Raw genomic sequence first — 18,643 nt, 5'->3', positions numbered from 1 at the left:
CTTTAGCACTCTAAAGGCGGCGTATCGGCTTATATGCTAATAAATTTTCGGAATTTCTATTTGGTTTTATTTATATCAATTTGACTTGAAGCAAGCTGATTGTTGTAGAGCTTTATCAATGGCTGAAACAAGTTGCTCGATATGCGCAGGTTCGCTGATAAATGGAGGCATCATATAAATTAGCTTACCAAACGGACGGATCCAAACGCCTTGCTCTACAAAGTGCGCTTGGATGGTGTCCATATCGACGGGTGTGTGAGTTTCAACGACGCCAATCGCGCCCAACCAACGAACGTCTTTAACAAGATCATGCTCTCGCAACGGTGGTAGCAACTCAGAGAAAAGCTGTTCGATCTGTTGAGTTTGATTTTTCCAATGACCTTGCTCGATGATGGATAAACTTACCGCACCGACTGCGCAAGCTAATGGGTTACCCATAAAGGTTGGCCCGTGCATAAAACATCCCGCTTCACCGCCACATACCGTGTCAGCAACTTCTTTACTCGCAAGCGTCGCTGACAATGTCATATAGCCACCAGTTAAAGCCTTGCCTACGCATAAGATGTCCGGTTGAACATCGGCATGCTCACAAGCGAACAGTTTCCCTGTGCGGCCAAATCCGGTCGCAATCTCATCCAAGATCAGCAATACATTGAATTCATCACACAGTAAGCGAACCTGTTTTAGGAACTCAGGGTGGTAGATACGCATACCGCCAGCCCCTTGAACGATTGGCTCTAAGATCACCGCTGCGACTTCTTGATGGTGTGCTGCCAGTTTTTCTCGAAAACTATCGATGTCACTTGAGTTCCACTCATCCCAAAAGCCTGTTTTTGGCGAATCAGCGAAAATATGTTCCGGTAAAAAGCCTTTGTAGAGGCTGTGCATCGAGTTGTCAGGGTCGGTCACTGACATCGCCGCAAAGGTATCACCGTGGTAGCCATCTCTTAGTGTGAGGAACTTTGAACGAGGTTGTCCTTTAGCGTGCCAATATTGCAGTGCCATCTTGAGGCTAACCTCTACGGCTACTGAACCTGAATCGGCCAAAAATACATGCTCAAGATTACTTGGCGCGAGATTCAAAAGCTTCTTACATAGATCGATAGCGGGTTGGTGGGTGATGCCACCAAACATAACGTGTGAAACCTTATCGATTTGGCTGTGAGCTGCAGCATTTAGCTCAGGGTGATTGTAGCCGTGGATGGTTGACCACCAAGATGACATACCATCAATAATTCGTTTTCCGCCTTCTAATTCTAGGTAAACACCGTCTGCGTTGGTGACTGGATAGCAGGTCAGAGGTGTTAACGTTGATGTGTAGGGATGCCAGATATGCTGGCGATCAAAGGCGATATCCATAGTAACTTCCATTCTTGGTATGATTAAAAAATAATCAGATGTAAACTTTTGATATTATCAATGTGTTGACAGTCTAAAGCTTGTCGGTAGACTAGCCAAGCATAAATGCAATCTCTATTGACAGAGATGAAACATCAAATAATAAAAAAGGATCGACACGTGGAAGTTCGTCATGACTGGACAGTCGCTGAAGTAACAGCGCTGCTTGAAAAACCGTTTATGGATTTAATGTTTGAAGCTCAAGTGGTTCATAGACAGTACCAAGAGCACAACCACGTGCAGGTGAGTACGCTTCTATCGATTAAGACTGGTGCTTGTCCTGAAGACTGTAAGTATTGTCCTCAAAGTGCTCACTACCGAACGGATGTCGACAAAGAACGCCTAATGGAAGTAGAGCGTGTTTTGGATGCGGCGCAAAAAGCCAAGAACGCAGGCTCGACTCGTTTCTGTATGGGCGCGGCATGGAAAAACCCGAAAGAACGCGATATGCCTCACCTGACTGATATGATCAAAGGTGTGAAAGGTATGGGTCTAGAAACTTGTATGACACTAGGCATGTTAACCCCCGATCAAGCTGGCGAGTTAGCGGATGCAGGTTTGGATTACTACAACCATAACCTTGATACATCTCCTGAGTTCTACGGCAGCATCATCACCACTCGTACTTACCAAGACCGTTTAGATACGCTATCTCACGTGCGTGATGCCGGTATGAAAATCTGTTCTGGTGGCATTATTGGTATGGGCGAAAGTACGAATGACCGTGCAGGCCTGCTGGTAGAGCTAGCGAACCTTCCGGTACACCCTGAGAGTGTGCCAATCAACATGCTCGTGAAAGTGAAAGGCACACCGATGGAAAACGTCGATGATGTTGAATCTTTTGACTTCATTAAATTGATTGCGATTGCTCGTATAATGATGCCAATGTCTGCGGTTCGTCTATCTGCAGGTCGCGAGAATATGAATGAACAGATGCAGGCGATGTGCTTCATGGCTGGCGCGAACTCTATCTTCTACGGTTGTAAGTTACTGACTACGCCAAACCCAGATGAAGACACGGATATGCAGCTGTTTAAGAAGTTAGGTATCAACAGCCAACAAGTGGCTCAGAAGCCTGATGAAATTCAAGAAAACGAACTGTTAGATCAAGTGGTGGAGCGCGTTGCTGCTCGCCCAACGAAAGATGACATGTTCTACGATGCCACTGTTTAAATCCCGTATCAAAGATGCCCTTGTTCAACGCCGTGAGCAGGGGCTAACTCGTCAACTCAAGGTACTCGAAAACAGTAATGGTCCTTTGCTTACTTGCGAAGGTTCTCGCTTTATTAATTTTTCGAGTAATGATTACCTAGGCTTGGCGAACGACCCTGAATTGGTGGAGGCGTGGCAAGCGGGGCTTTCTCAGTATGGTGCTGGCAGTGCAGCATCGCCATTGGTCACGGGTTTTAGTCCTGCTCATCGAAATTTAGAAGCTCAGCTGTGTGAATGGTTGGGCTTTGAACGTGCCATTCTCTTTAGTTCTGGTTTCAGCGCTAATCAAGCTTTGTTGTTTTCTCTGCTCGAAAAAGACGACTCTCTGTTGCAAGACAAACTTAACCACGCCTCTTTAATGGAAGCGGGGGTGCTTTCACCTGCAACCATGAAACGCTTTAAGCACAACGACACGCAGCATCTAGAGTCTCTATTAAGTCGATCTCCACAATCCTTGGTCGTGACTGAGGGCGTTTTCAGCATGGATGGCGATCAAGCGCCTCTCAGCCAGATATCTAACCTGACTCATCAATACGACAGTTGGTTGGCGGTTGATGATGCCCACGGTATCGGCGTATTAGGTGATAAAGGAGCTGGGAGTTGCAGTGCAGCACAAATCTTCCCCGATATTTTGGTGGTGACCTTTGGCAAAGCACTTGGCCTTTCTGGTGCTGCGATTCTTTGTTCGTCAGAAGTGGGTGATTACTTAACTCAGTTTGCTCGTCATCATGTTTACTCTACGGCAATGCCACCTTCACAAGCGGTGGCTTTGTCTCATGCCTGTCAGATGATTCAAACTCAAGAGTGGCGCCGAGAAAAGCTGATCGAGTTAGGGGCTCTCTATGCAGAGCAGATGAGCGGCTTGAAAGGCTTTGTGGATACTCAGACTCCGATCAAGCCATTTGTGATAGGTGAAGCTCAGGCGGCATTATCTATTGCTGAAGAGTTAAAGAAAAACCAAGTTTGGGTGACCGCAATAAGGCCGCCAACCGTTCCTGCTGGAACCGCTCGGTTACGAATCACGTTAACGGCTAACCATAGCCAAGAACAGATTCTCCAGTTAACCAGGTCGTTGCATCAAGCCATTGAGCGAAATATCGACTCAGGCATTAAATCGGGTATCCATCCAAGCTTTGAACCAAATAAAGAGGCTCAGTAAATGTCACAAGAAGCAGTAGTGCATAATTACGTTGGCCAAGATAAGAGTGCGATTGCCGAAGCTTTTGGTAAAGCAGCAACAACCTATGACAAACACGCTGAATTTCAGCGCGATGTTGGCCACCGATTACTGGATAAATTACCTAGCGATCTGTCAGGCTTTAAGGTGCTGGATCTAGGTTGTGGTACTGGTTATTTCTCAGAGCAACTTGTAAAACGAGGCGCCGAAGTGGTTTGCGCTGATCTTTCTGTTGGAATGTTAGCAACAGCAGAGAAGCGTTGTGGTGCATCTGTCTCTTTATATCAACAAGCCGATGCCGAACAATTGCCGTTTGAAGATGGGTGTTTTGACATCGTTTTCTCTAGCCTTGCGTTGCAATGGTGTGACGACTTGTCGTCGCCTTTGAGAGAGATGAAGCGTGTTACAGCGGCTAGTGGGCGTGTTATTTTCTCAACTTTGCTTGATGGGTCACTGTTTGAGTTGAAAAAATCATGGTCCAAAATTGACACACATCAACACGTTAACCATTTTATTACAATCAATCAGGTAAAAATTGCGTTAGCGCAATCTAGCTGTACGGTTCATCAACTAGACTTGCCCACCATCACCGTTTGGTACGACACTGCGTTTGAACTGATGCGCGACCTTAAAGGCATCGGCGCTAATCACGTAAGTGGTCGCTCACAGGGTTTAACAAGTCGCAGCATGTTGCAGCTTGTTGAACGGGAATATCGAGAGTTCAAAAACCATCAAGGTTTCTTGCCAGCAACATATCAAGTTTGTTTAGGGGTTATTCAATTATGATTGATGCATTATTTATTGCAGGTACGGATACCGAAGTGGGAAAAACTGTGGTTTCAAAAGCGATTCTTCAAGCTTTGGCCGCACAAGATTTATCGACAATTGGTTATAAGCCAGTTGCTGCAGGGTGTGAGAAATACCCTGAAGGTTTACGTAATAGTGATGCTCTGCATCTTCAAGAAGCGGCAACGCAAGATATTGCTTACGAAGACGTAAACCCGTATGCACTATTGTTACCGTCATCGCCTCACATCGCTGCAAAGCATGACGGTGTGGTGATTGATGAAGCCGTATTATCTGCAAAGCTGGAAGAGCATAAGCAAAACTCTGACATCGTGTTAGTTGAAGGTGCTGGTGGTTGGCGTGTACCGGTTTCAGATGATGAATACTTGTCTAGCTGGGTTAAAAAAGAGCAGCTTCCAGTGGTACTGACTGTGGGTATTAAGCTTGGTTGTTTGAGCCACGCTCTATTAACGGCAGAAGCGATTCGTGCTGATGGCCTAAACCTAATAGGTTGGGTCGCAAACCGTATCAATCCAGGTACTGAGCACTACGCAGATATTATTGCGATGCTTGAAGATAAGCTAGGTGCGCCAAAGTTAGGTGAAATTCCTTACGTACCAAAAGCGAAGTCTAAGAACATTGGTAAGTACATTGATGTGCAGCCTTTGCTTGCGCTTTAATTATCACGCTATGTACTAAATAAGAAAAGGGCTGCGATTGCAGCCCTTTTGCTATTTAAGCCTTTAGACCTTGAGTTGATAAACAACCGGTCTTTTAATAAACAAGCTTAGAATTAATGTTCTTTCGTTAGTCCCATTAAAGCTTGCTGAGTTTCTGTGATTTTTGTCTGTGCCGTTTGCGGTGTTAGGATTCCAATCTGCTTTTTTGCTTCTTCTTCAGTAATCCCTAGGTGACAGCACAGTAAATCGATAGCCATTTGAGTGTTAGTACCTTCAACCATGATCCTTCCCTTTTTGTACATGGACTAGCCAATAAATCATCTGAAGTCACTGTAAACGGATTGTTATATCGACACCATACGACTTAGGTCTAATAGAGTGGATTTAATTCGGATATGGTCTCGTAATCAAATGTTGCAATTTAATGCTTAACCTTGTTTTCTTAATCTAAGACTATATGTATAAGTAAGTATAAGTCTCAAGGTTGGAATCTATTGCTGTCTGCCTTGTCTATAACAATAAGTTTTATAAAAACAGCTTTCATGCGGAGATAAGTAATGAAGCGAGTAATGTTGTTCCTTGCAACCAACCTAGCGGTTGTATTGGTACTAAGTGTTGTTCTTAATATTGTATACGCAGTTACAGGTATGCAACCCGGTAGCCTCTCAGGCTTATTGGTGATGGCTGCGGTATTTGGTTTTGGCGGCTCATTCATTTCATTAATGATGTCGAAGAAAATGGCGCTACGCTCTGTAGGCGGCATGGTCATTGAAAGCCCACGTAACGAAACAGAACATTGGTTGATGGAGACGGTAAGCCGTCAATCTCAACAAGTTGGTATTGGTATGCCAACAGTGGCGATCTACGATTCGCCAGACATCAATGCATTTGCAACGGGCGCTAAGCGTGATGATTCATTGGTCGCAGTATCAACGGGTCTTCTGCACAGTATGACGCGTGACGAAGCTGAAGCGGTATTAGCTCACGAAGTTAGCCACATCGCGAATGGTGACATGGTGACTATGACCCTAATGCAAGGTGTTGTGAACACGTTCGTTATCTTCCTATCTCGTTTCATCGCCAACATTGTTGCGTCGAATGACAACGAAGAAGAGGGTGGCAGCAACATGATGGTGTACTTCGGTGTGTCTATGGTGCTGGAACTGGTATTTGGTTTCCTAGCGAGCTTCATTACGATGTGGTACAGCCGCCATCGTGAGTTCCATGCTGATGCAGGTGCAGCGCACTTGGTAGGTAAAGAGAAGATGATTGCAGCGCTAGAGCGTCTAAAGGTGAGCCACGAGCCACAACTAGAAGGTTCTATGATGGCGTTTGGTATCAACGGTAAGAAGTCTCTAACTGAGCTTCTAATGAGCCACCCGCCGCTAGATAAGCGTATTGCTTCTCTACGTAACATGTAATCTCTAATACAAACTGCTGTCGTTAAGCGGCAATATGTATTCTATAGGCTTCCTTCGGGGAGCCTTTTTGTACTTGCTGCTTAAGAAAAGGAACGGGTGTCTGTCTAATGCGGTTTGCAGTATTTGAATGCGGTAGGCTAGTTGGAGAAGTCAGGTTTGATTGACGGCTGTTGTTTTATTTAGGGACTACTGTTCGAAACATTTGTTCTACACAACAAAAAGGCTTCCACGTGGGAAGCCTTTGTTTATTCGTTTGTTCGAATCTTACAGCTTGTCAGTCAGCTCGATTGCTTGACCGATGTAGTTCGCTGGTGTCATCTCTTTCAGGCGAACTTTCTCGTCTGCAGGGATTTCTAGACCGTCGATGAATGCACGCATGCCTTCGCCATCGACACGCTTACCACGAGTTAGCTCTTTAAGCTTCTCGTATGGCTTCTCGATGCCGTAACGACGCATTACTGTCTGTACTGGTTCAGCAAGAACTTCCCAGTTCTTGTCTAGTTCAGCAAGTAGCGCTTCACGGTTAACTTCTAGCTTGCTAATACCTTTCAGAGTTGAAGTGTATGCAATGATTGCGTAGCCAACACCAACACCTAGGTTACGAAGAACCGTAGAGTCAGTTAGGTCACGTTGCCAGCGAGAAACTGGAAGTTTTTGTGCTAGGTGGCCAAATACAGCGTTAGCTAGACCAAGGTTGCCTTCAGAGTTTTCGAAGTCAATTGGGTTCACTTTATGCGGCATTGTAGAAGAACCGATTTCGCCGGCGATAGTCTTCTGCTTGAAGTGACCAAGAGCGATGTAGCCCCAAACGTCACGGTCGAAGTCTAGAAGAATCGTGTTGAAACGAGCAACTGCGTCGAATAGCTCAGCGATGTAATCGTGAGGTTCGATTTGAGTTGTGTAAGGGTTCCAAGTTACGCCAAGAGATTCAGTGATGAACTCTTCAGAGAACTGGTGCCATTCAACTTCAGGGTATGCAGAAAGATGAGCGTTGTAGTTACCTACAGCACCGTTGATTTTCGCTAGGATCTCAACGCTTTCGATTTGCTTGAATTGACGTTCCATACGGTACGCAACGTTAGCCATCTCTTTACCCATAGTAGAAGGAGAAGCTGGCTGACCGTGTGTACGAGAAAGAAGAGGAATATCACGGTACTCGTTCGCAAGAGCTTTGATAGCATCGATTACGTTACGTATTTCTGGAAGAATCACTGTATCACGAGCTTCTTTAAGCATAAGCGCGTGAGATGTGTTGTTGATGTCTTCAGAAGTACATGCAAAGTGAATGAATTCGTTAACTGCGTGAAGCTCAGGAACGCCAGCGACTTTCTCTTTCAAGAAGTATTCAACCGCTTTAACGTCGTGGTTTGTCGTGCGCTCAATCTCTTTGATACGCAGAGCATCTTCTTCGCTGAAGTTAGCGGCTAGTTCATCAAGAAACTGGTTAGCTTCTGCACTGAACGCTGGTACTTCTTTGATTGCATCAGTTGCTGCAAGCTTTTGTAACCAACGAATTTCAACGATAGAGCGGTACTTTAGTAGTCCAAACTCACTAAAGATGCTGCGTAATGCAATAGTCTTACTTCCGTAACGGCCGTCTACTGGTGAAACAGCAGTCAATGCTGACAGTTCCATGGTGTTCTCCTGAATTGAGTTTTCTAAATTTTGAGAGGTTTATACCAGTAACAATCTCAATTGTCACGCACATTGCGCAATCGTTTGCGTGAGAGTTGTGTTGATACAAAAAACAAGCTCGCGACGAGGCGCGAGCTAATAAATTACATTCGAGCTAGTAGGATTTGAGCCTGCTCGATCATCTTCTTGCGACCGAAGATAAGATGGCGGCGTTTACCACCAACCTGACGCCAAAGAACAGCGCTTCGAATCCCTGATAAAAGCAGTGCACGAACTTTATGTTGGCTCGATGTCTGTTGAAGTACAGATGGTGTACCAGAAACCTGAATACGAGGGCCAATAGGGCTCACAACATCAAGGTAGATGCTTGCTAGGTTGCTGATCATTTGCTCGTCAAACAGATCAAAGTGTTCAGTTTGGCGTTCTGCAGTTTGAATGCGATCGCCAAGCTGAGACATAGAGTCGTTACGAGAAGATAGCTTACGCTCAAGCGCCATCAAGCTGATGATGTAGCGAGTAATATCACTACCAGCTGGAGTACTATCGATACCTTTTACTAAGCACTCAAGGCCAAGTTTTAGGTTCGCTTCACGTCCAAATACGCCCACGGTGTTCGCCGGGTTGGTATTTAAAATAGCATTGAGTGAGGCTTCGAAGGCATCTTTATCACAATGGCCGTCTTTCGCTACTTGTTGAACCAAAGCCACAGCTTGGCAAATTCCGGCGAAAGCAATAGTACGGTCATAAAGTGTATTAGCCACGTAGTAACTCCTAGTTGTCTTCTATCGTTTGTTGTTCGTCGATTTGATTAGATGCGCTTTTCGATGATACCACCACCAAGACAAACGTCGTCTAGGTAGAACACTGCCGATTGACCAGGGGTCACAGCAATCTGTGGCTCATCAAAAATAACCTTAATGTTCTCATCATCAATTGGGATGATTGTACAAGGAATATCGGTTTGACGGTAACGTGTTTTTACCGTGCATGTCATAACTTCAGTAATTGGTGTGCGATTTACCCAGTGAAGCTGAGAAGCGATCAAACCTTCTGATTTTAGAAGAGGGTGATCTTTACCTTGTACTGCGATCAGAACATTACGCTTCAGATCTTTTTCACCAACGAACCATGGTTCTTCGTTACCGCCACCACCTTTAGTGCCGCCAATATGAAGGCCTTTACGCTGACCTAGCGTGTGGTACATCAAACCTTGGTGTTGACCAATCACTTGGCCTTCAGGTGTTTCAATGTTACCCGGTTGTGCTGGTAGGTATTTGCCTAGGAACTCAGTGAACTTGCGCTCGCCGATAAAGCAGATGCCTGTTGAATCTTTCTTCTTCGCTGTGATCAAGTCTTGCTCTTCAGCAATACGTCGCACTTCTGGCTTCTCTAATTCACCGACAGGGAATAGGCTGCGTGCCACTTGATCTGAGCTTAGCGTATATAGGAAATAGCTTTGGTCTTTGTTGCTGTCTAGACCGCGTAGCATTTCTGGTTTTACGCCAGCATCAAGCTCTTCTTGAGTTGGGAAAGTACGACGAACGTAGTGACCCATCGCAATGTAGTCTGCGTCTAGCACTTCATCCGCAAACTCTAAGAATGCTTTGAATTTGATTTCTTTGTTACAAAGGATATCTGGGTTAGGTGTACGACCTGCCTTGTACTCTTCAAGGAAGTATTCGAATACGTTATCCCAGTATTCTGCAGCAAAGTTGATAGTGTGAAGGTGGATACCTAGTTTGTCACATACCGCTTGAGCATCAGCAAGATCTTCAGCTGCCGTGCAGTATTCTTCGTTATCGTCTTCTTCCCAGTTTTTCATGAAAAGGCCTTCTACCTGATAGCCTTGTTGCTGAAGAAGATACGCCGATACTGACGAATCTACACCGCCGGACATACCGACAATTACTTTCTTTTCGCTGTTTCCAGAGCTGATATCTGACATGTCTAAACACCGTTACTATTACTTGGTCGCAGATTCTAACAGAAAGAGAAACGCCGTGACAGATCCGAGACCGGAATCACAGTTTCATTTGCACAAATAGTGCGCTGACTTTGTTAGAGAATCGCATGAGAGCGAGGTGAGTCGCTAGGATGTCAGAAGTATATGTGGCATAGTCGCTCGAAATCCAAGACCTGAGATAAAAAAATGTCTGAACAAAATGAATTTATGCAAGAAGAAGAGCTGATTGAGATCATCGAGAATCAGCTTGAAGATGGCGAACCAGTGAAAGTGAAAGAGACGTTGATGCGTTTAATGATGACTGGTACTCCACGTGAAGATGCAATTGCGGCTATGGCATGTGCACTGGCAATTGAAGTATTTGACGTTATGAAAAACGGCGCGGAGTTCAATCAAAAACGTTACGCAGAGCATTTGGGCATGCTGCCTGATTTAAGCTTTATGGAAGGCGAATAAAAAAAACCTTCAGCAAACGTTTGCTATAGTTTGAAAGATTGCCGCGTTAAATATAGCGCGGTAGAATCCGCCACCTATTTCCCCTTGACTTAGACTAGCCCTATGAAATTCCCTGGACAACGTAAATCAAAGCACTACTTTCCGGTTCACGCTCGTGATCCTCTAGTGAGCCAAGCTCAAAGCAGTAAAAGAATGTCACGCACTCATATTATCGGTATTGACCAAACATTGGTGGATATTGAAGCAAAGGTGAGTTCTGAACTTATTGAGAAGTATGGTTTGAGCAAGGGACATTCACTGGTTATTGGTGACGCAGCCGCTGAATCTTTATATCAAGAATTAAAAGAGCAGTGCCTGATTACCAATGAATACGCTGGTGGCACAATTGGTAACACATTACACAACTATTCAGTGCTAGCGGATGACCGTTCAACACTGCTAGGTGTAATGAGCCAAGATATTAAGATTGGTAGTTACGGTTATCGCTATTTATGTAATACATCAAGCAGAATGGATCTGAACCATTTACAAGGGGTAGATGGCGCAATTGGTCGCTGCTTTGCATTAATTACAGAAGATGGTGAACGTACTTTCGCAATTAGCGAAGGACAAATGAACCAATTAAAACCAGAAAGCATTCCTGAAAAAATCTTCAAAAGTGCTTCTGCTTTAGTTTTAACGGCTTATTTAGTTCGTTGTAAGCCAGGCGACCCGATGCCTGAAGCAACAATGAAAGCGATCGAATACGCGAAGAAATACGATGTGCCGGTAGTTCTGACACTAGGTACTAAGTTCGTTATTCAAGATGATCCAGAATTCTGGAAAGATTTCCTTGAGCAACACGTAACGGTTGTTGCAATGAATGAAGACGAAGCTGAAGCGTTAACGGGTGAAAGCGATCCACTGGCTGCATCAGATAAAGCGCTAGACTGGGTAGACCTTGTTCTATGTACTGCGGGACCTGTTGGCCTATTTATGGCTGGTTATACAGAAGATGCAGCTAAGCGTGAAACGTCACTGCCTTTACTTCCAGGTTCAATTGCGGAATTCAACCGTTTTGAATTTAGCCGTCCTGCGCATAAAGATTTATGTGAAAACCCAACTAAAGTGTATTCGCACATTGCGCCATACATGGGTGGACCAGAAAAGATCAAAAATACCAATGGTGCAGGTGATGCTGCGTTATCAGCTTTATTACATGATATGGCTGCTAATAAGTACCACAAAGAAAACGTGCCAAACTCAAGTAAACATCAACATTCATTCTTGACGTACTCTTCGTTCTCACAAGTTTGTAAATATTCTAATCGTGCTAGCTATGAAGTGTTGGTTCAACACTCTCCACGTTTATCTCGTGGCCTGCCTGAAAGAGAAGATAGCCTAGAAGAAGCGTACTGGGAAAGATAAGTTACTTTCTTTAATCAGTAGTACTATCAGTATCAGTTGGTTTCTAATACTGATAGTACAAATATAAAAAAGGCTCCGAAAGGAGCCTTTTTTGTTTCTGAATATATTGAAGTCGTAAATAATACTTTGGTCGACTTAAATATTAATTCTATTGCTTAGCGTGTAATTGATTACACACTAAGTAAACTAAATGTTTAGATAGCAAACTCTTCTAGAGATTTACCAGCATCTAGCTGTTCTTGGATAGCTGAAGGCGTACGGCCTTGACCTGTCCAAGTCTTCTCGTCGCCGTTTGCGTCTACGTATTTGTATTTCGCTGGGCGAGGAGCGCGTTTAGCTTTTGTTGTTTTAGATTTTGCTTCACCAGAAAGTGCAGCAATAAGATCGGCAACATCAATTCCGTCTTTTGCAATTTGTTCTGCAATAGCAGAAAGCTTAGCTTCTTGCTCTGCTTTAGCAGCACGCTCTTCAGCTTCAGACTCTTGACGCTCTTGTACAACAATAGTCAGCTTGTCTAGCGCTTCTTCAAGTTGCTCAAGAGTTAATTCACGTGAGAACGCACGAAGGCTGCGGATATTTAATAGAGTTTTTGTTAATTCAGACATGATATTTTCCATCAAGGTAAACTAAATAATCATCCTAATAATAAACAGAGCCTAGGAATAAAACAAATAGTATTTCTTCTATTACATATTTAAATATAAAAGTGAGATGAATAGTTGAAAATTCAGAGCGGTATTTCTATTGAATTTATAATAATTATTAAGAATATCTTAAAAAGTGATATGTGACAGGTGGAGTAGTCAACTTATGTAGACTATTCTTCTATTGATTAGTTCATTAACAAAAAGCTATTTTTCTCGGAATGATATGTTGCATTGTTGCTCTTGATGAGTACAATTGCGGCTACCTGATGCGAGGTATTGGTTAATTTGTTGTTAAACTCTGTTTTACACGGTTAATAATGTTATCGCACGTAGAGGTGCAATTATAAAAAGTAACTTCCGTTGGGGTGATGCCAATGAACGGGAATGAAAGGTGTAATTGCCGAAGTAAATTGTATATCTAAGCAATTTGCTGGGGTTGTGCTCAATAGGTACAACACTGCCATAGTCTTAATTTTAAACTATGGAGCGCTACTGTAGGGTTGGGTGAAGTGTTCACTTCCCTTTCGCTTAGTTCAACATGAGCTTGGTCAGCCGTATCAAGTTTGTCTGCAGTAGATCTCTAGCCAAATAAAAAACTGGTTTTTGAAGATCATGAATTTAATAGATTTTGCAACATCACCTTTATCCTTGCTTCCGCCCCTTGTGGCTTTGAGCCTTGCTATTGTTACCCGCCGTGTATTGGTTTCTTTGGGTGTCGGTATCATCATGGGTGCGATTTTACTTGCTGACTACTCAGTAGGTAACGCAGCTAGTTACGTGTTTACTAAAGCATCTGGTGTTTTCATCGAAGATGGTGGCATCAACACTTGGAACATGAGCATCATTGCATTCCTAATTATTCTTGGAATGACAACGGCATTATTAACACTGTCTGGCGGTACTCGCGCATTCGCGGAGTGGGCGCAGTCTCGCGTTAAGAGCAAACGTGGTTCAAAACTACTTGCTGCTTTCTTAGGTGTATTCATCTTTGTTGATGACTACTTTAACAGCCTAGCGGTTGGTGCTATCTCTCGTCCTGTAACAGACCGTTTCTACGTATCTCGCGCTAAGCTTGCTTATATCCTAGATTCAACGGCTGCTCCTATGTGTGTGATCATGCCTGCTTCTAGCTGGGGTGCTTACATCATCACGATTATTGGTGGCATCTTAGTGACACACGGTGTGACAGAGTATTCTGCACTGGGTGCTTACGTTCGTCTTATCCCAATGAACTTCTACGCTGTATTCGCACTACTAATGGTGTTTGCAGTGGCATGGTTCGGTCTAGACGTTGGTAAGATGCGTGAGCATGAAATCGAAGCATCTCAAGGTCGTGGCTTTGAAGGCGACAACGATCAAAAGCAAGCTCACGATCTAAACGAAGAGCTAGATATCGAAGAGAGCGAAAACGGTTCTGTTTCTGATCTGGTTATGCCAATCGTATCGTTAATCGTAGCGACGGTTGCTGCGATGCTTTACACCGGTGGCCAAGCGCTGACTGCTGATGGTCAAGCATTTAACCTTCTAGGTGCGTTTGAAAACACGGATGTAGGTAAGTCACTTGTTTATGGTGGCGTTATCGGCTTAATCGTTGCTCTAGCAACTGTATTCAAACAGAAGCTATCTATGGCAGATATCGCAAGAACGATGTGGATTGGTGCAAGCTCTATGTTTGGCGCTATCCTAATTCTTGTGTTCGCTTGGACTATCGGTTCTGTAATCGGCGACATGAAAACAGGTTCTTACCTATCGTCTCTAGTAACCGGCAGCATTGATTACCACTGGCTACCAGTTATCTTGTTCCTTCTAGCTGGCATTATGGCTTTCTCAACAGGTACATCTTGGGGTACGTTCGGTATCATGCTACCTATCGCGGGCGACATGGCTGCGGCATCTGACATCGCGCTAATTCTGCCGATGCTAAGTGCGGTTCTAGCAGGTGCTGTATTTGGTGACCACTGTTCTCCAATCTCAGACACAACGATTCTGTCTTCTACTGGTGCTCGTTGTAACCACATTGACCACGTATCGACTCAGCTTCCATACGCGCTGTCTGTAGCGTTCGTATCGTGCATTGGTTTCATTACTCTAGGTATGACATCTTCAATTGGCATCGCATTTGGCGCAGCGTCTCTAACGTTTGTTGCTGTATGTTTTGCATTGGCTTACTTCTCTCGCTGCAAAATGGCGACGTGCAAAAGCTAAAACTGAAAGCTAATCAGTAAACTATCAGGGAGGCATTGGCCTCCCTTTTTTGTGCTTGTTAATTTAATTTTAAGTTTCGTGAAAAAAGTTCGAATAAATGGTTGAAAAAGGATCTCAGCTTAGTTAGTGTGGAGATAAGAAAGCAAACAACTGAAGAGCTTATAAGTATGCGTAAATTAGTAATGAACATTCATCACCATCATCACCCTATCTAGTCTTTCGGGGAGATTTACGTATACCCGGGAGCAAGAATTCTCCCGGAGGTTAAGTCAAAGAATTTAGATTTAAACCCTCGGGATGACAAAGTCTTCCGAGGGTTTTTTAGTTTTAGCGCTTTTAAATAATCAATAAATTCAAATATTTGCACAGGGATACAGCAATGCAGACACAACGCCTAAGAATCGCAATTCAAAAGAAAGGTCGCTTAAGTAAAGAGTGCCAAGACCTACTTAAAAAATGTGGTGTTAAATTTAACATCATGGGTGAGCGCCTAGTTGTTCATTCACTAAATATGCCAATCGACTTGTTATTAGTTCGTGATGATGACATCCCAGGTCTTATCATGGATGGTGTGGTTGACCTTGGTTTCATCGGTGAAAATGAGCTAGAAGAAGTTCGTCTAGACCGTGTTGCTCTTAAAGAGCCATCAGAGTTTCGCACACTACGTCGTTTAGACTTTGGTGGTTGCCGTCTTTCTATCGCAATCAACAAAGATGAAGTGTACAACGGCCCACAAGATCTTGCGGGCAAACGTATTGCGACAACTTACCCACAACTACTGAAAGCCTACATGGATGAGCAGGGTGTTGAATTCAGCACTTGTATGCTAACAGGCTCGGTTGAAGTTGCTCCTCGCGCTGGCCTTGCAGACGCTATCGCTGATTTAGTTTCTACAGGCGCAACGCTAGAAGCAAACGGCCTAAAAGAAGCAGAAGCTATCTTCCAATCGAAAGCAACACTGATTCAACGTGTTGGTGACTTCGACGCAGACAAAACTGCATTGATTGAAAAACTACTGACTCGTATGCAGGGTGTTCAACAAGCGAAAGAGTCGAAGTACATCATGCTTCACGCGCCAACCTCTCAGCTAGAACAAATCAAAGCACTACTGCCTGGTGCTGAAGATCCAACGGTTCTTCCACTATCAACGGACAAAGACAAAGTTGCCGTTCACTTAGTAAGTACAGAGAACTTGTTCTGGGAAACAATGGAACAGCTGAAAGAATTGGGTGCAAGCTCGATTCTAGTATTACCAATCGAAAAAATGATGGGGTAGTGACGATGAGAACCGTTGTTTGGCAATCTTTAAGTGAATCACAGCAAGACTCGGTATTAGAGCGTCCAGCTATTACTGAAGGTGCAAACATCACAGCGACTGTTTCTGATGTTATTGCAAAAGTACGAAATGAAGGCGATGCCGCGCTTAGAGAGCTGACCGCAAAGTTTGATGGTGTGACTCCAGAATCTATCCGAGTCAGTTCGGGTGAGATCGAAGAGGCGTGTGCTCGTCTAACACCAGAGATGAAGCAAGCGTTAGAGCAAGCTTATAGCAATATTGCTAAGTTTCACGAAGCTCAAAAGCCACAGCCAATTAAGGTTGAGACACAGCCTGGTGTTGTGTGTGAGCAAGTGACGCGCGCGATTAATACTGTTGGCCTTTATATTCCAGGTGGCAGTGCGCCACTTCCGTCAACGGTTCTTATGTTAGGTGTTCCCGCTCAAATTGCAGGTTGTCGCAAGGTTGTGCTTTGTTCACCTCCGCCAATCGCTGATGAAATCTTGTATGTCGCTAAGCTTTGTAAGATCGACGAGGTTTACAACGTTGGTGGTGGTCAAGCGGTGGCTGCAATGGCTTACGGTACCGAGAGTGTGGCTAAGGTCGATAAGATCTTTGGCCCAGGTAACGCGTACGTAACTGAAGCTAAGCGTCAAGTGAGCAATGACTTCCGCGGTGCGGCGATTGATATGCCTGCGGGCCCGTCTGAAGTGTTAGTGATTGCCGATGAAACTGCCGATGCAGATTTCATTGCGGCGGATTTGTTGAGCCAAGCAGAGCACGGCCCTGATTCTCAGGTTGTACTGGTAACTCCATCTCCAGTGGTTGCAGACCAAGTAACAGAAGCGGTTCAAAAGCAATTGAAAGAGCTGTCTCGTGCGAACATCGCTCAGCAAGCATTGGCTTCAAGCTTAATCATCATTGCTGAATCGCTCACTCAAGCGATTGCGATTTCGAACTTCTACGGCCCTGAGCACTTGATCGTTCAAACCAAGAATCCACGTGAATTGCTGCCGTTGTTAGACAATGCAGGTTCAATCTTCCTGGGTGACTGGTCTCCAGAATCTGCGGGTGACTACGCATCAGGTACAAACCACGTTCTTCCGACTTACGGTTATACCAAGACGTATTCAAGCCTAGGTTTGGCTGATTTCTCTAAGCGAATGACGGTGCAAGAGCTAACAGCTGACGGTTTGAAAGGCCTAGCGCCAACTGTAGTAACAATGGCGGAAGCCGAAGGCTTGGATGCACACAAACGCGCTGTGACTATCCGAGTTGAAAAGTTAAATAAAGCGAAATAAGGGTAGGGCATGGAAAAGTTAGCAAGAAAACAAGTTCAGGCTCTGACACCTTACTTGTCTGCAAGACGCATTGGCGGTACTGGTGATGTGTGGCTAAACGCCAACGAATCTCCGTTTGATAACGAGTACAACCTGAACTTGTCTCGTCTTAACCGTTACAGCGAGTGTCAGCCAAAAGAGCTGATCGACGCTTACGCTCAATACGCAGGCGTGAAATCAGAGCAAACTCTGACAACACGTGGTGCTGACGAAGGTATTGAATTACTGATTCGTGCTTTCTGTGAGCCGAACGAAGACGCTATTCTTTACTGCCCACCCACTTATGGTATGTACGCAATCAGTGCAGAGACGATTGGTGTTGAGCGTAAGGTTGTGCCTCTGACTTCTGAGTGGCAATTGGATCTTCCAGCTATTGAAGCTCAGCTCGACAACGTAAAAGTGGTGTTTGTTTGTAGCCCAAATAACCCAACTGGTAATTTGGTTGATCGTAAAGACATCATCAAGTTGCTTCAAATGACACAAGACAAAGCGATTGTGGTGATGGATGAAGCGTATATCGATTTTTGTCCAGAAGCGTCAACCGTTGATTTGCTTGAGCAATATCCAAACCTAGCGATTCTGCGTACCTTGTCGAAGGCCTTTGCTTTGGCAGGCTTACGTTGTGGCTTTACGCTAGCGAATAAAGAGCTTATCGATGTACTGTTGAAAGTGATCGCTCCTTATCCTGTGCCAATCCCTGTTGCTGACATTGCCGTTCAAGCTCTCTCAGAGCAAGGACTCGCGCGAGCTAAGTTCCAAGTTCTAGATTTAAGTGCTAACCGAGCGTATTTGCAAGCGGGTCTATTAGGCATGCCTCAAGTGACGGTATTTGATGGTTGGGGTAACTACCTACTGGTTAAATTCCCGAACGGCGATGAGTTATTTAAAGCGGCTTGGGATACGGGCATTATTTTGCGTAATTCACCGATTGAAGACTGTGTTCGTATTAGTATTGGTAACCGCGAAGAGTGCGAAAAGACACTTGGATTCATTCGTAACTTCTATCAGTAACGAAAGGCTTGCCAGTAATAACATTTGCC

The 18,643-nt window shown here is 44.4% G+C and carries 17 protein-coding genes, 1 riboswitch and 1 other annotated feature; of the genes, 11 read left to right on the top strand and 6 right to left on the bottom strand.

Going from position 1 to position 18,643, the window contains the following annotated elements; translation table 11 throughout:
• Positions 1 to 75: 75 nt before the first annotated feature.
• A complete protein-coding gene (bioA, locus tag MSG35_RS09310; RefSeq protein ID WP_248383746.1) occupies positions 76 to 1,359 on the bottom strand; it encodes an adenosylmethionine--8-amino-7-oxononanoate transaminase in 1,284 nt (427 codons plus the stop codon).
• 159 nt (positions 1,360 to 1,518) lie between these two features.
• Here bioA and bioB point away from each other — a divergent pair, with 159 nt between their 5' ends.
• The 4 genes from bioB to bioD are packed head-to-tail and all read left to right on the top strand — an operon-like array spanning position 1,519 to position 5,253.
• A complete protein-coding gene (gene bioB / locus MSG35_RS09305) occupies positions 1,519 to 2,571 on the top strand; it encodes a biotin synthase BioB (RefSeq protein ID WP_016792500.1) in 1,053 nt (350 codons plus the stop codon).
• Positions 2,558 to 3,769: an 8-amino-7-oxononanoate synthase gene (gene bioF / locus MSG35_RS09300; protein ID WP_248383913.1), complete on the top strand. Its 1,212-nt coding sequence runs from the start codon at positions 2,558 to 2,560 to the stop codon at positions 3,767 to 3,769. Before bioB ends, bioF begins: the two co-directional genes overlap by 14 nt.
• Entirely contained in the window at positions 3,770 to 4,573 is an 804-nt protein-coding gene (bioC, locus tag MSG35_RS09295) for a malonyl-ACP O-methyltransferase BioC (protein ID WP_059019202.1), read from the top strand.
• Positions 4,570 to 5,253: a dethiobiotin synthase gene (bioD, locus tag MSG35_RS09290; RefSeq protein ID WP_172380166.1), complete on the top strand. Its 684-nt coding sequence runs from the start codon at positions 4,570 to 4,572 to the stop codon at positions 5,251 to 5,253. Before bioC ends, bioD begins: the two co-directional genes overlap by 4 nt.
• 113 nt (positions 5,254 to 5,366) lie before the next feature.
• Here the strand turns inward: bioD and MSG35_RS09285 are convergent, their stop codons facing one another.
• The gene (locus MSG35_RS09285) at positions 5,367 to 5,534 is read right to left on the bottom strand and encodes a hypothetical protein (RefSeq protein ID WP_017078977.1); all 168 of its coding nucleotides are present in this window, start codon (positions 5,532 to 5,534) and stop codon (positions 5,367 to 5,369) included.
• Positions 5,535 to 5,810: 276 nt separating this feature from the next.
• Between MSG35_RS09285 and htpX the strand changes: the two genes are divergently transcribed.
• Positions 5,811 to 6,674: a protease HtpX gene (htpX, locus tag MSG35_RS09280; protein ID WP_048617716.1), complete on the top strand. Its 864-nt coding sequence runs from the start codon at positions 5,811 to 5,813 to the stop codon at positions 6,672 to 6,674.
• Positions 6,675 to 6,938: 264 nt separating this feature from the next.
• Here htpX and purB read toward each other — a convergent pair whose 3' ends face one another.
• From purB to mnmA, 3 genes are all read right to left on the bottom strand, one after another.
• Positions 6,939 to 8,309 (bottom strand): adenylosuccinate lyase, encoded by a 1,371-nt coding sequence (purB, locus tag MSG35_RS09275; RefSeq protein ID WP_248383745.1) that lies wholly within the window; start codon positions 8,307 to 8,309, stop codon positions 6,939 to 6,941.
• Between the two features lie 143 nt (positions 8,310 to 8,452).
• A complete protein-coding gene (hflD, locus tag MSG35_RS09270) occupies positions 8,453 to 9,070 on the bottom strand; it encodes a high frequency lysogenization protein HflD (protein ID WP_136974657.1) in 618 nt (205 codons plus the stop codon).
• Between the two features lie 47 nt (positions 9,071 to 9,117).
• The gene (gene mnmA / locus MSG35_RS09265) at positions 9,118 to 10,254 is read right to left on the bottom strand and encodes a tRNA 2-thiouridine(34) synthase MnmA (RefSeq protein WP_048609389.1); all 1,137 of its coding nucleotides are present in this window, start codon (positions 10,252 to 10,254) and stop codon (positions 9,118 to 9,120) included.
• A 204-nt stretch (positions 10,255 to 10,458) separates the two neighbouring features.
• Between mnmA and MSG35_RS09260 the strand changes: the two genes are divergently transcribed.
• Positions 10,459 to 10,728: a hypothetical protein gene (locus MSG35_RS09260; RefSeq protein ID WP_248383744.1), complete on the top strand. Its 270-nt coding sequence runs from the start codon at positions 10,459 to 10,461 to the stop codon at positions 10,726 to 10,728.
• A 102-nt stretch (positions 10,729 to 10,830) separates the two neighbouring features.
• On the top strand, positions 10,831 to 12,135 hold the full coding sequence (locus MSG35_RS09255) for an inosine/guanosine kinase (protein ID WP_017060261.1): 1,305 nt from the start codon (positions 10,831 to 10,833) through the stop codon (positions 12,133 to 12,135).
• Positions 12,136 to 12,329: 194 nt separating this feature from the next.
• Here MSG35_RS09255 and MSG35_RS09250 read toward each other — a convergent pair whose 3' ends face one another.
• Positions 12,330 to 12,740, bottom strand: a complete 411-nt coding sequence (locus MSG35_RS09250) for an H-NS family nucleoid-associated regulatory protein (protein ID WP_017060262.1) — start codon at positions 12,738 to 12,740, stop codon at positions 12,330 to 12,332.
• 364 nt (positions 12,741 to 13,104) lie between these two features.
• Positions 13,105 to 13,282, top strand: a riboswitch (Lysine riboswitch).
• 112 nt (positions 13,283 to 13,394) lie between these two features.
• On the opposite strand from MSG35_RS09250, the gene MSG35_RS09245 reads away from it, so the two are divergent.
• The 4 genes from MSG35_RS09245 (at position 13,395) to hisC (ending at position 18,614) form a co-directional block, all read left to right on the top strand.
• Positions 13,395 to 14,987: a Na+/H+ antiporter NhaC family protein gene (locus tag MSG35_RS09245; protein WP_048609390.1), complete on the top strand. Its 1,593-nt coding sequence runs from the start codon at positions 13,395 to 13,397 to the stop codon at positions 14,985 to 14,987.
• Positions 14,988 to 15,177: 190 nt separating this feature from the next.
• Positions 15,178 to 15,313, top strand: a sequence feature (His leader region).
• Between the two features lie 53 nt (positions 15,314 to 15,366).
• A complete protein-coding gene (gene hisG, locus MSG35_RS09240) occupies positions 15,367 to 16,263 on the top strand; it encodes an ATP phosphoribosyltransferase (RefSeq protein ID WP_009848806.1) in 897 nt (298 codons plus the stop codon).
• The gene (hisD, locus tag MSG35_RS09235) at positions 16,263 to 17,564 is read left to right on the top strand and encodes a histidinol dehydrogenase (protein WP_048617710.1); all 1,302 of its coding nucleotides are present in this window, start codon (positions 16,263 to 16,265) and stop codon (positions 17,562 to 17,564) included. The genes hisG and hisD overlap by 1 nt, the downstream gene beginning before the upstream one ends.
• Positions 17,565 to 17,573: 9 nt before the next feature.
• Positions 17,574 to 18,614: a histidinol-phosphate transaminase gene (gene hisC / locus MSG35_RS09230; RefSeq protein WP_248383743.1), complete on the top strand. Its 1,041-nt coding sequence runs from the start codon at positions 17,574 to 17,576 to the stop codon at positions 18,612 to 18,614.
• Positions 18,615 to 18,643 lie beyond the last annotated feature (29 nt).

Source organism: Vibrio sp. 1CM23M (assembly GCF_023161755.1).
Taxonomy (GTDB): Bacteria; Pseudomonadota; Gammaproteobacteria; order Enterobacterales; family Vibrionaceae; genus Vibrio; species Vibrio coralliirubri.
Note: the sequence above shows the minus strand (reverse complement) of the source record. Positions and strands in the feature narration are given on the sequence as shown.